This is a genomic window from Novosphingobium olei, from assembly GCF_012927405.1.
Classification (GTDB): Bacteria; Pseudomonadota; Alphaproteobacteria; order Sphingomonadales; family Sphingomonadaceae; genus Novosphingobium; species Novosphingobium olei.
On record NZ_JABBGM010000004.1, the window covers coordinates 207610 to 220704 of the forward strand.

Consider the following 13095-nt stretch of genomic DNA (forward strand, 5'->3'; position numbering starts at 1 on the left):
CGTCTGAGATCGATCAGGCCGAAAGACCCTGGATGAACCATTCGGGCAAGCCGCCACGGCCATCCCCTGCGATGCCGTGGCGGTAGATCCAGAAGCGCCGGCCCTCTTCATCCTCGATGCGGTAGTAGTCGCGCAGGCGCACGCTGGAGCGTTCGCGCCACCATTCGGGTGCGATGCGTTCAGGCCCTTCGGCACGCGCAATCACGTGCCGCCGTCCCCGCCAGCCGAACACGCGCGGCAAGCCATCGGGCGCGGCATAGATCACCGCAATCGATTCAGGACGATCCAGTATTTTCAAGGGCCTGTGATGAAATTCGAATTCTTCCTGTGAAGTTCTGACGGGCGCCAAGGGCGGCTGCCAGCGTTGTGCGCGTTCGGGCAGATGGCTTGCCTGTGGCACCGGGCGCCGCACCGCCTGCGATCCCAGGCGCACCGTCAGCCGATCGATGCATGTGGCAAGGCTCGTGCCGTGCCGCTCTGCCGCCGCTTCGAGATCGCTTTGCGCCAGCGCCAGTGGCTCGGTCCACGAAGCGCGCAGCCGCACCATCTCGATGCCGAAGCCTGCATCCACATCGTCGAGCCGCGCGGCGAACAGGCGGACGAGATGCGCCGGATCGCGCGATGCGGCAGACATCTCGAGCTGACGGAAAATGACATCGCCATCGACCTTCCACAGCCCGAGTTCGAGCCGGCGCGCGCCCTGCCCCTGCCCTTCCAGCACGCGCGCCATGTCATCGGCGAGATCGGCGGCGACCCGATCGAGCAGGGCGCGATGGCGGATCGGCTCCATTAGCCGGCGCTGAACCATCGGCGCTTCCACGCCGATCACCGGCAGGGCCGGTTCAGGCAGGCGGCCGAGCAACTGGTCGAGCCGGACGAGCGGATTGGCGGCGGGCGCGCGGCGATTGCGAAAACGGCGAGCAAGGTTCTCGCGCTCGACCATGGCAAGATCCTCGATCCGCTTGAGCCCCAGCCGGCGCAGCAGCAGCTGGACATCATCGTCCAGGCGCAGCGCCGCGACCGGCAGCGGGCCGAGGCGGCGGGCAATATCCTCCTCGCCCGAGAGAATCGCACCTTGCGGGCCGAAATGGGCGAGCGCCCAGGCGGCCCCTGCCGTGGGAGCGAGTGCAATGCGCGCGGCAAGGCCCCGCCCCTGCATAAGGCGCACGGCATCGGCGACCAGCGCCTGCTCGCCGCCGAACAGGTGTGCCGCGCCGGTGATGTCGACGATCAGGCCATCGGGCGGATCGAGCGCGCTCCACGGCCCCCAGCGCTGCGCCCACAGCGCCAGGCGTTCGAGAAAGGCGAGATCGCCGCCTGGATCCGCCGGATGCACCACGAGTCCCGGGCACAGCGCACGGGCATCGGCCAGCATCATGCCGGCAGCGGCGCCCTGGTCATGAGCGGCAGCGTTGACCGCAGCGATGCGGGGGCCATGCGCGCTTTCGCCAACGAGCACGACCGGGGCGGCATCGGCGCCCTCCCCCCGTCTGCAGCCTTCAGCCTGCCGCCAGCGATCGATCGCCAGATGCGCGCACCAGATCGCCAGCACCCGACGTGGCGGGAATGGTGGCGGGGCTGAAAGCGAGTTCGGAGCCTTCATCGCGCAAGGTCCATTGTCCGGGTTGGAAAGTGTGGGCGCGGAACAGTTCGGCGCGCCAGCTTGCGGCGCCGGGTGCGTGAGCGTTCCAGCGCGGCGCAAGGGAAGGCGCGGCCACGACCTTCCAGCGCATCCGCGCCGAGCCGAGGTCGCACGCCGCATCGAGCCGCACCAGCCACAAGGGGACGCCATGCCTTTCCGCCGCCAGACTGAGCCGGCGCGAAGCGGTGAAATCAAGCGCCTTGGGGTTGCCCGCAATCTCGCCAATGACGAAGGCAAGATCGCGACAACGCAATCCTTCCTCGAGCGCGAACAGCGCATCCTCGGCCTTGTCGGCGGCCACGTGGATCAGGCGATGGCGCAAGTCGGGCGGAAGGCCGGGGCGATAGGGCCGGCCCGAGAGACGGCGCGCGGCCTTGTCCTGCACCCACAGCCAGGCGCGTTCGTCGGGCGTGTCAGCCGCAGGATCACCGGGGGCACAGCGCCAGCCTTCGTTGCGCAGCGCTTCACGCGCGAGCGAGAGGGCAAAGCCTGCGCTGCTCCCTTCCCCGCCAGAAGCGAAGATTTCGGCATGGCGGCAACCGGTGGCGATACCGGGTCGCCAGCGCGCGGTGCGTTCAGAGGCAGAAAGCCCGCGGACAAGCGCTGGCGGCAGGCCGGGCGGGATGGAGGGATTGAGGGACTGCATGGCGATTCGACTCCGATGTTCTTATTATGTTCCAACATCGGAACGATGCAATCCGGATGTCCACAGGACTTCCCCTTGAGGAGAAAGCGGAACCAAGTGCGTCAGGCTCCCGTTGCAGGCCTAAGCAAAACAACAGGATGGAATGCCATGAAATACGACCAGGGCGACCCGCAGGAGCTCAAGGACAAGTTCTGGAAGGCGCTGGCCGCCTCCCCTTACGTGATGCTCCAGCTCGATCAGGATCCCGATTCGGCCGCGCCGATGACCGCACAGCTCGACAAGGATGCCAACAGCGCGATCTGGTTCTTCACTTCGCGCGATAACCGCTTTGCGGCGATGGGCGCGGCCACTGCCACGTTCGCTTCCAAGGGCCATGACGTGTTCGCGCGCTTTGCCGGCAATCTGGTCGAGGAAACAAGCCGCGAGCGTCTGGACGAACAGTGGTCGAACTTCGTCGAGGCCTGGTTCCCGGGCGGGAAAGACGATCCCAACCTGCTGATGCTGCGCATGGATCTGGGCGACGCCTCGATCTGGGGCGGTGACCTTGGCGTTCTCGCCACCGTCAAGATGGCGCTCGGCATGAACGTGACCGACGACATCAAGGGCGGATTTGCCGAGACGACGCTCTAAGCAAACGTCCCCCGAAAGAAGAAGGGCGCCTCCCACGCGGGAGACGCCCTTTTTTCTGGCCTGGACCGATCGATCAGCTGATCGGCGGTACCGACTGGGGCGGCACGTCTTCGTCCTCTTCATGGACTTCGACGAGCCCGCGCCCGACGTGGCTCATGCGGAAGCCATAGGCGAAGTAGAACACCAAGCCGATCGCCCCCCAGACCGGCAGAACGATCATCGCCTCGAACGGCAGGTTGAAGAACAGGAACACGCAACCCACCGCCGCAATCGGACCGATCACCCACACCAGCGGGGTGCGGAAAGGACGAACGCGGTTGGGATCGCGCAGGCGCAGGATCAACACCGCAAGCGCGACCATGAAGAACGCGAACAGCGTGCCCGAGTTGGAAATGTCCGCCAGCTGGCCCACGGGCAGCAGCGCCGCCGCGATTGCCACGAACACGCCGGTGACGATGGTCACGACGTGCGGAGTCTTCCACTTGGGGTGAACGCTGGCGAGCTTTTCGGGCAGCAGGCCGTCACGCGCCATCACGAAGAAGATGCGGGTCTGGCCGAACATCATCATCAGGATGACCGAAGGCAGCGCAAGGTTCGCGGCAAGACCGATGAGATCCCCTGCCCACGAGTAGTTGACTGCGCGCAGGACGTGCGCCAGCGCCTCGTTCGAGCACACCAGCGGTTCCTGGCCTTGTGCGGCGAGCGCAGCGCACTGCTGGGTGAACTCGGCCGAACCCGGAGGCACGCCCATACCCGTCGGCTGCGCACCGATCGCACCGATCGCCCCAGCCGCAACCAGCAGATAGAAGATCGTGCAAAGCGCAAGGCTACCGATCAGGCCGATCGGCACGTTGCGCTGCGGGTCCTTGGTTTCTTCGGCCGCAGTCGAGACCGCGTCGAAGCCGACATAAGCAAAGAAGATCGACGATGCTGCGCCAACGATGCCCATGCCCGAGGTACCGGCAGGGCCGAACCAGCCATTCGGCGCGAACGGCATGAAGTGCGAACGGTCGAGCACAGGCAGGGTTAGAATGATGAACATGGTGAGTGCGGCAACCTTGATTGCCACCAGCACGGCGTTGAACGTCGCACTTTCCTTGGTGCCACGCACCAGCAGGGCGGTAACGGCAAGCGCAACGAAGATCGCCGGGACGTTGATCAGGCCTGTCGAGAAATCAGGATGGGGAATGACCCCGTTCATCGTCCAGGTCGGCCCCGCTCGCAGCATGGCAGGTAGCTCAAAACCTGTCAGGCTTTTCACCAGGCCCATGAAATAGCCGGACCAGCCCACCGAAACCGCAGATGCGGCGACGGCGTATTCGAGGATGAGCGCCCAGCCGACCATCCAGGCCAGCAATTCGCCCACGACCGCGTAGCTGTAGGTGTAGGCCGAGCCGGAGACCGGAACCATCGACGCGAGTTCAGAATAGCAGAGGGCCGCGACCGCGCAGACGAAGCCGGCGATGACGAAGCTCCACATCATGCCCGGGCCCGCCTTTTGTGCGGCGGCGGCCGTCAGAACGAAGATGCCGGTACCGATGATGGCGCCGACGCCGAGGAGGGTAAGCTGGATTGGGCCGAGCGAGCGATGAAGGCCCTTCTTCTCGGCGGTGGCTAGAATGGCGTCGAGTGGTTTGACGCGACCGAACATGCATTTCTCCCGAACGCGGGGCGGCGCAACGCACCACCCCCTTGCGGTCGTTGCACCGGTAACCAGGTTATGCAAACGGACGCTAGCGGGAAGCGCCTGTGCCGCAAAGCGCTTTTTCCCCAGCCTTGCGCGGCTGCTTGCGGCATTTGGTGCAGCGGGTAGAAGCGCAAGGCCCGACGGGAGAGAACCTTTCAATATGTCCACTACCTTCCAGCTCGATACGGCAACCAGCCGCGCCAACCCAACTCCGGCGCCGATGAAGCGCCTGACCGTGCCGGCGATCCGCCAGCGCAAGAAGGACGGGGTCACTGCCGAACCGGTGGTGATGCTGACGGCCTACACCGCGCGGCAGGCCCAGTTGCTCGACGCGCATTGCGACTTGCTGCTGGTCGGTGATTCCCTTGGCCAGGTCATCTATGGCCTGCCTTCCAGTGTACCCGTCACGCTGGACATGATGATCGCGCACGGCGCGGCCGTGGTGCGCGGATCGTATCACGCGGCGGTGGTGGTCGACATGCCATTCGGGACTTACGAACAGAGCCCCGAGCAGGCTTTTGCCAGTGCCAGCCGGGTCCTCAAGGAAACCGGCTGCGCCGCAATCAAGCTGGAGGGCGGTGAAGCCATGGCGCCCACGGTTGCCTTCCTGACACAGCGCGGCATCCCGGTGATGGGCCATGTCGGCCTGACGCCACAGGCGGTGAACGTGCTTGGCGGCTACAACGCGCGCGGCCGCAGCGAGGCAGAGGCGGCCAAGATCGTGGGCGATGCCAAGGCGCTCGACAAGGCTGGCGCCTTTGCCGTGGTGATCGAAGGCGTGGTCGAACCGATCGCCATCGCCATCACCCAGGCAGTGGCATGCCCCACGATCGGCATCGGCGCTTCTGCCCAGTGCGACGGCCAGGTGCTGGTGACCGAGGACATGCTGGGCATGTTCGAGCGCGTTCCCCGCTTCGTCAAAATCTATGAAAACATTGCCGAAGTCATCTCTGGCGCAGCGGCCAAGTATGCCGAGGAAGTGCGCGCGCGCAGCTTCCCGGGCGAAGAGCAGACGTACCAGCCGCGCGCTCCCAAGGCCTGAAGCACCAGACACGTAGGCTGCGCGTCCGGAACCTTATGCCCCCGGAAGGCTTTGCGAACGCGGGCCTGCCGGGGTAGAGGCGCGCCCCGGACCGTCTCATACGAAAGTGCGCAAGCCTTGCTCAGCCAGTTCAAGGGATCCTTCCTCTTCACTTTCGCCTGCCTCCTGCTCGCTGTGGGCTACGGCTGGTGGCAAACCCATTCGGCACAGGCGACCTTGTCGCTGGTGTGGATCGTGCTCGTGCTTTCGGTCCTCGAAATCTCGCTGTCGTTCGACAACGCGGTGGTGAACGCCAGCGTGCTGCAGGAAATGGACGAGGTGTGGCGCAAGCGCTTCCTCACCTGGGGCATGGTGATCGCGGTCTTCGGCATGCGAATCGTGTTCCCACTCGCCATCGTGGCCATCGCTGCCGGAATCGGCCCCATCGAAGCGCTGGAATTGTCGCTGCGCGAACCCCGGCGTTACGAGGAGATCGTCAGCGGCGCGCATATCGGCATTGCAGGATTTGGTGGCGCGTTCCTCGCCATGGTCGGCCTGTCCTTCTTCTTCGACGATGAAAAGGATGTGCACTGGATCGACTGGATCGAAGAGAAGCTGGCCCTGTTTTCCAACGTGAAGGCCGCCGAAATCGCGCTGTTGCTGCTTGCACTGTGGGGGGTATCGCTGCTGCTGCCAATGGACGAGGCGCTGACCTTCATGGTGGCAGGCGCGCTCGGCATCGTCGCCTTCATTGCGGTCGAGGCGATCGGTACGGTGCTGGAAATGCGCGAAGAAGCCCAGAAAGCCGCCGGCGCGGTGGTCCGTTCAGGCCTTGGCGGCTTCCTCTACCTGAACGTGCTCGACGCATCGTTCAGCTTTGACGGAGTCATCGGCGCCTTCGCGCTTTCCAACAACATGATCGTGATCGCGCTCGGCCTGTCGATCGGCGCGATGTTCGTGCGTTCGATGACCATCCTGCTGGTCGAGCGCGGTACGCTTGCTGAATATCGTTATCTCGAACACGGTGCGTTCTGGGCGATCATCGCGCTTGGCGGGATCATGCTCGCCTCGGCCCGCTACGAAATTCCCGAGACGATTACCGGCCTGATCGGCGCGGTTCTGATTGCCGCTTCGCTGTACTGGTCGATCCGCCGCAAGCGGAAGTTCCCGGACGGCGAGATCGAAGCCGCCGTCCGGGCCGACTGATTTATCAATCGAGCGGAACGCTCGCGAGCTTGGGCTCAGGCGCGGGCGTTCCGAGGAAGCGTGGCGCCGGGCGCGGCTGGACCATGCCGTCCACAGTGGTAAACGTGCCACGCGCGGCGTTGTGCGGGTGCGAAGGTGCTTCGGCGAGGCTCAGCACAGGTGCGAAGCAGATGTCGGTGCCGTCCATGATCGCGCACCATTCGTCACGGGTCTTGGTCTTGATCAGCGCGCCGATCCGCTCCTTGAGCTCCGGCCACTGGCTCGCATCCATCTGGCGCTTGAACTGCGGATCTTCGGCAAGGCCCGTCTTTTCCATCAGAAGCGCGTAGAACTGCGGCTCGATCGAGCCCAGCGAGATCCACTTGCCGTCCGACGTCTCATACGTGTCGTAGAAGTGCGCGCCGCCATCGAGCAGGTTGGTGCCGCGTTCGTCCTTCCAGGTGCCGTTGCCGTAGAACGTCCAGGTCATGCCCGAAAGGATCGCGGCGCCGTCAACCATCGCGGCATCGATCACCTGGCCCTTGCCCGTGCGCTGGGCCGAGAAAACACCTGCCATGATGCCAAAGGCGAGCACCATGCCGCCGCCGCCGAAATCGCCCACGGCGTTAACCGGGAACTGCGGCTTGCCGCCAGCCTGGCCATAGGTATGGAGCGCGCCGGACAGCGCGATATAGTTGATGTCGTGGCCGGCGAGCGGCGCCATCGGGCCATCCTGGCCCCAGCCGGTCATCCGCCCGTACACGAGCTTGGGATTGTCGGCGAGGAGGACGTCGGGGCCAAGGCCAAGCCGTTCCATCACCCCGGGACGATAGCCCTCGACGATCGCATCGGCCTGCTTGACCAGCTCCCGGATACGGGTGATCGCGGCAGGATCCTTGAGATCGAGTTCGATACGAACGCGGTTGCGATTGAGGATGTCACGCTGGCCGGCATCACCATGACGACCGGTAACGCCCGGACGCTCGATCCGAATCACCTTGGCGCCATGGTCGGCCAGCATCATGCAGGCGAAGGGCCCCGGCCCGATGCCCGCGAATTCCAGAACGGTAAGACCCTCAAGCGCGCCGGCCATTGCCCTCTCCATCGTAATTTAATTGATCGATTGAAAAGGCGATAGCCGCACGCCGGCGCGGCTGTCGAGTGCAAAATCAGCGCAGGGAGCGCCCCTGCCCGCGCGCACCAAGCGCGTTTTCTAGCTGGTCGCGCGCCGGCGACGGAGCGCGCGAAGCCCACGAGGCCGCGAGCAGCTTCATTGCGACAATGCTGGAGGGGTTCTGCGCGAGGAACCGCGAAGTCATGCCGTCGGCCTTGTCACGCTGACCAAGGGCGCGCAGCGCCGCATCCATGCGGCGCAGGACTGGCTCGTTGAAGCGGATGGCCGCAGCGCTCCCGAAATCCTCGAGCGCATCGGCCGTCCTGCCGCGCGCCATCTCCACATCGCCCGAGAGCAGCCAGGCTTCAGCAGCACCGGGGTTGGCATCGCTGAGCCTGTCGGCCACCTCCTGCGCCTCGTCCTTGCGTCCCGCCACCAGCAAGGCGCGGACATAGGGAACCGCGTTGAAAGCAAAGCGCGGCCCATCGGCATAGCGCGCGGCAAGGACGGGCAAGGGCAGATCGGCGGCCAGCGGCTGCGCCGGCCTGGTCCCGCGCAAGTCGGCCCGGGCGAGCAGCTCCTGCCCTCGCGCCCGATTGCCAAGCCGCAGCCACGCGTGGCCGACGATGTCCAGCAAGTACGGAGAAGCATAGGGCTGGCGCGCATCGGCATCGAAGCGGCTAACCACCTGCCGCGCATCGCCCATGCGGCTCAGCGCCCGTGCCAGCAATTCGCGCGCCTGCAGATTGTCGGGTTGCGCACGGAGCAACCGATCGAACTGCTCCACGGCGAGGTTGATGTTACCGGCGCGGTATTCGAGCACACCGTTGAGAAGGATCGCTGCGGGCACGTCACGCATGGCATTGCCGGTGCGCAGCAGCAGCGTGCGCGCCAGTTCTGTTTCACCCGCACGGGCTGCGAGCACGGCCTGCAGAAAAAGCGGGCGGGGATTTCGGGGATCGATCTGCGCAATCTTGCGACAGACGATCAACATCGCGCGATATTCGCCGATATCGCCGAGCGTCGCTGCATACTCAGCCAGCAGGCCGGGATCCTCGGGCTGAAGCTGCAACGCAGCCTCGAACCAGGGCAACGAAGCCTGCAGCCCGTACTGTTCACGGATCAACATGCCCCGCAACGCAAGTGCGCGCGGATTGTGCGGGTCAAGCTGAACGGCAAAGTCGGCCGCCGCAACGGCCTGCGCCTGCTCGCCACCCGAAAAGCGCAGGGACGCGATCGCAGTCCACAGATCGGCGTCGCGCGGCGTGAACGACAGCGCCTTGTCAAAGGCCTGCGCTGCGCCAGGCAGATTCCCCGACGACATTTCGAGTTGCCCCCGCACGCGCCAGCCAAGCCCGCTCGTTTCGGGCGTGAAACTGCCTTGCGCCAGGACACGGCGGACTTCACCCCGGTCGCCCTGCCGCAGCAGCGCTTCGGCCAATTGCGCCCGCAGCGCATCAGCCGGAACCCCTGCCGCTATGGCTTTGCGCAGGATCACTTCGGCTGCGATCGGGTCACGCCGCTCCAGCGCCTTGCCGGCCGCCGCCCGCGCTTCATCCAGCGGGGTAGCCCCGCCGCTGACCGGCGCGCCAACCGTGGCCGCCAGCAGCAGCGGAACAAGGAGGCGAACCACACGCCGCACGTCAGGCCTGGAGATCGTACTGCTTGAGCAGGTCGTACAGGGTCGGACGGCTGATACCGAGCAGACGCGCGGTGCTCGAGATATTGCCTTCGCTGCGTGCGAGGGCATGGCGGATCACCTTGCGGTCGGTCGCTTCGCGCGCGGACTTCAGATTGAGCGGGGTTTCTCCGTCGTTGTCCCCACCTTCCAGATCGAGATCCAGAGCGGTTACGAGCTTGGCATCGGCCATGATCACCGCGCGTTTCACCCGGTTTTCCAATTCACGCACGTTGCCCGGCCAGCCCCACGAATCGATCGCCGCGAGCGCATCGGGTGCGAACCCCTTGACCTGTGGATTCATTTCCTTGGCAAAGCGGGTGAGGAAGACCTTGGCGAGAAGCGCGGCATCACCCGGGCGGTCCGAAAGGCTGGGAATGCGGACGACGATTTCGGCAAGGCGGTAGTAGAGGTCTTCGCGGAAACGACCATCGGCGATCATGGCCTCGAGGTTCTGGTGCGTTGCGCAAACGATGCGGGTATCGACCTCTATCGACTTGCGCCCGCCGATGCGTTCGATCGTGCGCTCCTGCAGAAAGCGTAGCAGCTTGACCTGGAGCTGGAGCGGAATGTCGCCCACTTCATCCAGGAACAACGTGCCACCGTTGGCCAGCTCGATCTTGCCTTCGGTCGTCTTGACCGCGCCGGTGAAAGCCCCCTTTTCATGTCCGAACAGCTCGCTTTCGAGCAGGTTTTCCGGGATAGCCGCGCAGTTGATCGCGATGAACGCGCCCTTCGAGCGGATCGAGGCATCGTGCAGACCACGCGCCAGCAGTTCCTTGCCCGTGCCGCTGGCGCCCAGCAGCATCACCGATACATTGGTATTGGCCACTCGTTCGATGGTGCGGGCGACCTTGACCATCTCCGGCGCGCCGGTGACCAGACGACCCAGCACGCGGTTATCGGCTGGCGCCTTCTCCGCCAGCATGCGATTTTCGCGCTCGATACGGTGCAGATGCAATGCCCGGCGCACGATCAGGCCGAGTGCATCGATATCCACCGGCTTCTGGTAGAAGTCGTAGGCACCATGTGAAATGGCCCGAAGCGCGCTTTCGCGCGCACCGTGGCCGGATGCGACCACGACCTTGGTATCGGGCTTCAGCGCCATGATCTCGTCAAGCACGGCAAACCCTTCGCTCGTCCCGTCCGGATCGGGCGGCAGGCCGAGATCGAGCGTGACGACCGGTGGCTCCTCGGACCGCAGCAGCGCAAGCGCACTGGCACGATCACCGGCAATGAACACCTCGAAGTCCTCGTAAGCCCACTTGAGCTGGGCCTGCAGGCCCGGATCGTCCTCGACGATCAGCAGTTTCGGACGGTCGTCCGCCATCATGCCACCTTCTTTGCACTATCGTTGCCGCCGCCGCCCGAAGGCGACGACAGGGAATCAATGAGGCTTGCCGTCGCAGCCAGCGGCAGGCGCACGGTAAAGCGGCTGCCCAGCCCTTCGCGGCTTTCGACATCGAGCCGTCCGCGCATGGCGGTGACCAGCTCGCGCGCTTCGAAGGCGCCGATGCCGAAGCCGCCGTTCTTGGTGGATACGAACGGCTTGAACAGGCGGTTGCGAACGAAGTCGGCGCTCATGCCGCAGCCAGTATCGATCACCTCGACATAGCCCCACAGCCCTTCGCTGCGGGTCTGGAGGAAAACGGCCATGCCCGGCGGACTCGCGTCGATCGCATTCTGGACGAGATGAAGAAGCACTTGCTCCAGCGTCTCGCGGTTGGCCAGTAGCTTGCAGGGTTGGGCGTCTGTCACGAAGACCCGAGGACCATCGCCGGTTGCGGCGTTCTGCACCGGGTCATAGCGCAAGGCGATGGCACGGATGACGTCGGCGGCCTCAACCTCCTCCAGCCGTTCGACATTTCCCGCGCCATACCGCGACAGGCGCGCCAGCAAAGCGTTGAGCTTGTCCGCCGCGTTGCGCAGCGTAACCAGCATGTCCTTGCGGAATTCCGGGTTGTCGGCATGGCGTTCGGCGTTGCGCGAAAGCAGCGCCAACTGGCTCGCAAGGTTCTTGATGTCGTGCATCACGAAGGCGATGCGGCGGTTGAATTCGTCGAAGCGACTGGCCTCCAGCAGGGCAACCTGCCCGCCATGCTCGGCAAGATAGCTTGCCAGCTGTTGCCCCACTACGCGCAGAAGATCGAAGTCCTCCCAGTCCAGCTTGCGCGGCAACGGCGGATGGCCAAGCACGACAAGACCGACCAGACGGTCGAAGTGAAGCAGCGGAACAAGCGCCCAGACGCTGTCGTCCTCGATCAGCCAGCGGGGCATGAGCGTCGCCTCGCCACCGTGATCGACACCGTCGCGAATTTCGTCGCAATCCACGATAAAGCCGCGGCGTTCGAAGAAGGCTGCGCTGGCGGCGGCCATCGCTTCTGCAGGAACCTCGAGCGTCGGCCATTGCCAGCGCGCGGCGAGCATGAGGTCGCCATGCTCGCCCGGAACCAGAAGAAGGCCGCGACTGCTGTCGGTGATGTCTGCCACGGCCTGGACCACGCGATCATGCAGCGGCGTGGCCCCCGCCCCCCCTCGCCCGATCGTGCGGGTAAAGCGCAGCCATTCGGCGCGGTAGTCATAGCGGTGCTGGAAGAAGTGCTTGGCAAGCCAGACGTTGAGATAGCCACGCAAGCGGCGCGAGGGCACCAGGGCGACGACGACAATCGTGGTCGCAAAGGCAAAGCCCAGCTGCGCCAGCTGCCCGACGTTGCCGCCAAGCCAGGCGAGCGATTGCGCTGCCGCAACCATCGCGATCATGTAGCCACCGATCACCAGCAGCGACAGCGACTGGAATGCGATCGTGCGCGACGGGGAAAAGCGCAGGGTCGATTGCCCGCGCAAGGCGCCGATGCATAGCAGCAGCACCGCAATCAAAGTTGCGAGGCCCCGGATCGCGGCCATCTCTATTGGCACCTGGCTGCCGAGGTAGGCGATCGTGTAATAGTTGAGGTCGTATCCCCAGATGATCGCGAGTGCCCCGCAGATCCAGCGAACCGCGCCGCGCTGGGCGCTTACGGAGCCGACGTAGAGGTTGTGAACCAGCACAAGGGCGCCGGTGACCAGAAGCAGCCGGAACATGACCGACATCTGGAAAATCATGCCTTGGGCGCTGGCGTTGCCGGCATAGCGCACGTTGAGCAACAACAGCCCCGGCTGGAACAGCTCCAGCATCGCCAGCACAATCAGCACTGGACGCACCGGCCCCACACTGGTGTGGCGCCCGTCCCTTGCGAACGAGGCGTAGACGACAGCCAGCCAGCCAAGGTTGCGCAGAACCTCTGCCGCCTGGGTCACGAAATACGTCTGGCCAACGCCCGCAGCCAGCATGGCCCACAGCGCGGTCAGCCCGAGCGCGGCAATTTCGGTCCGTGCGGACGGCTTTCCGCGCCGGCGCCGATCGACCAGCCAGACCGCAAGCAGCATGGCGCCGAACGCGGCCAGCAGGAAGGACCACTGCGCAAGCCCGGCCCAGCCAAGAGGGTTGGCCAT

The 13095-nt window shown here is 65.1% G+C and carries 10 protein-coding genes and 1 pseudogene; 3 read left to right on the plus strand and 8 right to left on the minus strand.

Annotated features, from left to right (window positions below):
* Window positions 1-13 precede the first annotated feature (13 nt).
* On the minus strand, window positions 14-1603 hold the full coding sequence (locus tag HHL27_RS11090) for a DUF6504 family protein (protein WP_169493468.1): 1590 nt from the start codon (window positions 1601-1603) through the stop codon (window positions 14-16).
* Window positions 1500-2288 carry a hypothetical protein gene (locus tag HHL27_RS11095; protein WP_240959691.1) on the minus strand — a complete coding sequence of 263 codons (789 nt, stop codon included), beginning with the start codon at window positions 2286-2288 and terminating at the stop codon, window positions 1500-1502. The genes HHL27_RS11090 and HHL27_RS11095 overlap by 104 nt, the downstream gene beginning before the upstream one ends.
* 147 nt (window positions 2289-2435) lie before the next feature.
* Between HHL27_RS11095 and HHL27_RS11100 the strand changes: the two genes are divergently transcribed.
* Window positions 2436-2918: a pyridoxamine 5'-phosphate oxidase family protein gene (locus HHL27_RS11100; protein ID WP_169493469.1), complete on the plus strand. Its 483-nt coding sequence runs from the start codon at window positions 2436-2438 to the stop codon at window positions 2916-2918.
* Between the two features lie 73 nt (window positions 2919-2991).
* Here HHL27_RS11100 and HHL27_RS11105 read toward each other — a convergent pair whose 3' ends face one another.
* Window positions 2992-4569, minus strand: coding sequence for an amino acid permease (locus HHL27_RS11105; RefSeq protein WP_169493470.1), 1578 nt, complete (start codon window positions 4567-4569; stop codon window positions 2992-2994).
* 196 nt (window positions 4570-4765) lie between these two features.
* On the opposite strand from HHL27_RS11105, the gene panB reads away from it, so the two are divergent.
* Complete coding sequence (gene panB / locus HHL27_RS11110; protein WP_169493471.1) at window positions 4766-5647, plus strand: 3-methyl-2-oxobutanoate hydroxymethyltransferase; 882 nt, start codon at window positions 4766-4768, stop codon at window positions 5645-5647.
* A gap of 117 nt (window positions 5648-5764) precedes the next feature.
* Window positions 5765-6832 (plus strand): DUF475 domain-containing protein, encoded by a 1068-nt coding sequence (locus HHL27_RS11115; protein WP_169493472.1) that lies wholly within the window; start codon window positions 5765-5767, stop codon window positions 6830-6832.
* 4 nt (window positions 6833-6836) lie between these two features.
* Here HHL27_RS11115 and HHL27_RS11120 read toward each other — a convergent pair whose 3' ends face one another.
* The 5 genes and pseudogenes from HHL27_RS11120 to prsK form a co-directional block, all read right to left on the minus strand.
* Window positions 6837-7904 carry a CaiB/BaiF CoA transferase family protein gene (locus HHL27_RS11120; protein WP_169493473.1) on the minus strand — a complete coding sequence of 356 codons (1068 nt, stop codon included), beginning with the start codon at window positions 7902-7904 and terminating at the stop codon, window positions 6837-6839.
* Between the two features lie 76 nt (window positions 7905-7980).
* Window positions 7981-8784 carry a tetratricopeptide repeat protein gene (locus tag HHL27_RS22915; RefSeq protein ID WP_420874057.1) on the minus strand — a complete coding sequence of 268 codons (804 nt, stop codon included), beginning with the start codon at window positions 8782-8784 and terminating at the stop codon, window positions 7981-7983.
* Window positions 8785-8985: 201 nt separating this feature from the next.
* Window positions 8986-9675 (minus strand): annotated as a pseudogene (locus tag HHL27_RS22920) (tetratricopeptide repeat protein); the annotation flags it as partial.
* Window positions 9569-10933, minus strand: a complete 1365-nt coding sequence (prsR, locus tag HHL27_RS11130) for a PEP-CTERM-box response regulator transcription factor (RefSeq protein ID WP_169493645.1) — start codon at window positions 10931-10933, stop codon at window positions 9569-9571. The gene prsR and the pseudogene HHL27_RS22920, both read right to left, overlap by 107 nt.
* Window positions 10933-13095: an XrtA/PEP-CTERM system histidine kinase PrsK gene (gene prsK / locus HHL27_RS11135; protein WP_169493475.1), complete on the minus strand. Its 2163-nt coding sequence runs from the start codon at window positions 13093-13095 to the stop codon at window positions 10933-10935. The genes prsR and prsK overlap by 1 nt, the downstream gene beginning before the upstream one ends.

Coding starts and splice junctions, on each gene's coding strand:
- HHL27_RS11120 (WP_169493473.1), bottom strand. CDS start 7,904: ATGGCCGGCGCGCTTGAGGGTCTTACCGTTCTGGAATTCGCGGGCATC.
- prsK (WP_169493475.1), bottom strand. CDS start 13,095: ATGGCCAACCCTCTTGGCTGGGCCGGGCTTGCGCAGTGGTCCTTCCTG.
- HHL27_RS22915 (WP_420874057.1), bottom strand. CDS start 8,784: ATGCGTGACGTGCCCGCAGCGATCCTTCTCAACGGTGTGCTCGAATAC.
- HHL27_RS11105 (WP_169493470.1), bottom strand. CDS start 4,569: ATGTTCGGTCGCGTCAAACCACTCGACGCCATTCTAGCCACCGCCGAG.
- prsR (WP_169493645.1), bottom strand. CDS start 10,933: ATGGCGGACGACCGTCCGAAACTGCTGATCGTCGAGGACGATCCGGGC.
- HHL27_RS11100 (WP_169493469.1), top strand. CDS start 2,436: ATGAAATACGACCAGGGCGACCCGCAGGAGCTCAAGGACAAGTTCTGG.
- HHL27_RS11090 (WP_169493468.1), bottom strand. CDS start 1,603: ATGAAGGCTCCGAACTCGCTTTCAGCCCCGCCACCATTCCCGCCACGT.
- panB (WP_169493471.1), top strand. CDS start 4,766: ATGTCCACTACCTTCCAGCTCGATACGGCAACCAGCCGCGCCAACCCA.
- HHL27_RS11095 (WP_240959691.1), bottom strand. CDS start 2,288: ATGCAGTCCCTCAATCCCTCCATCCCGCCCGGCCTGCCGCCAGCGCTT.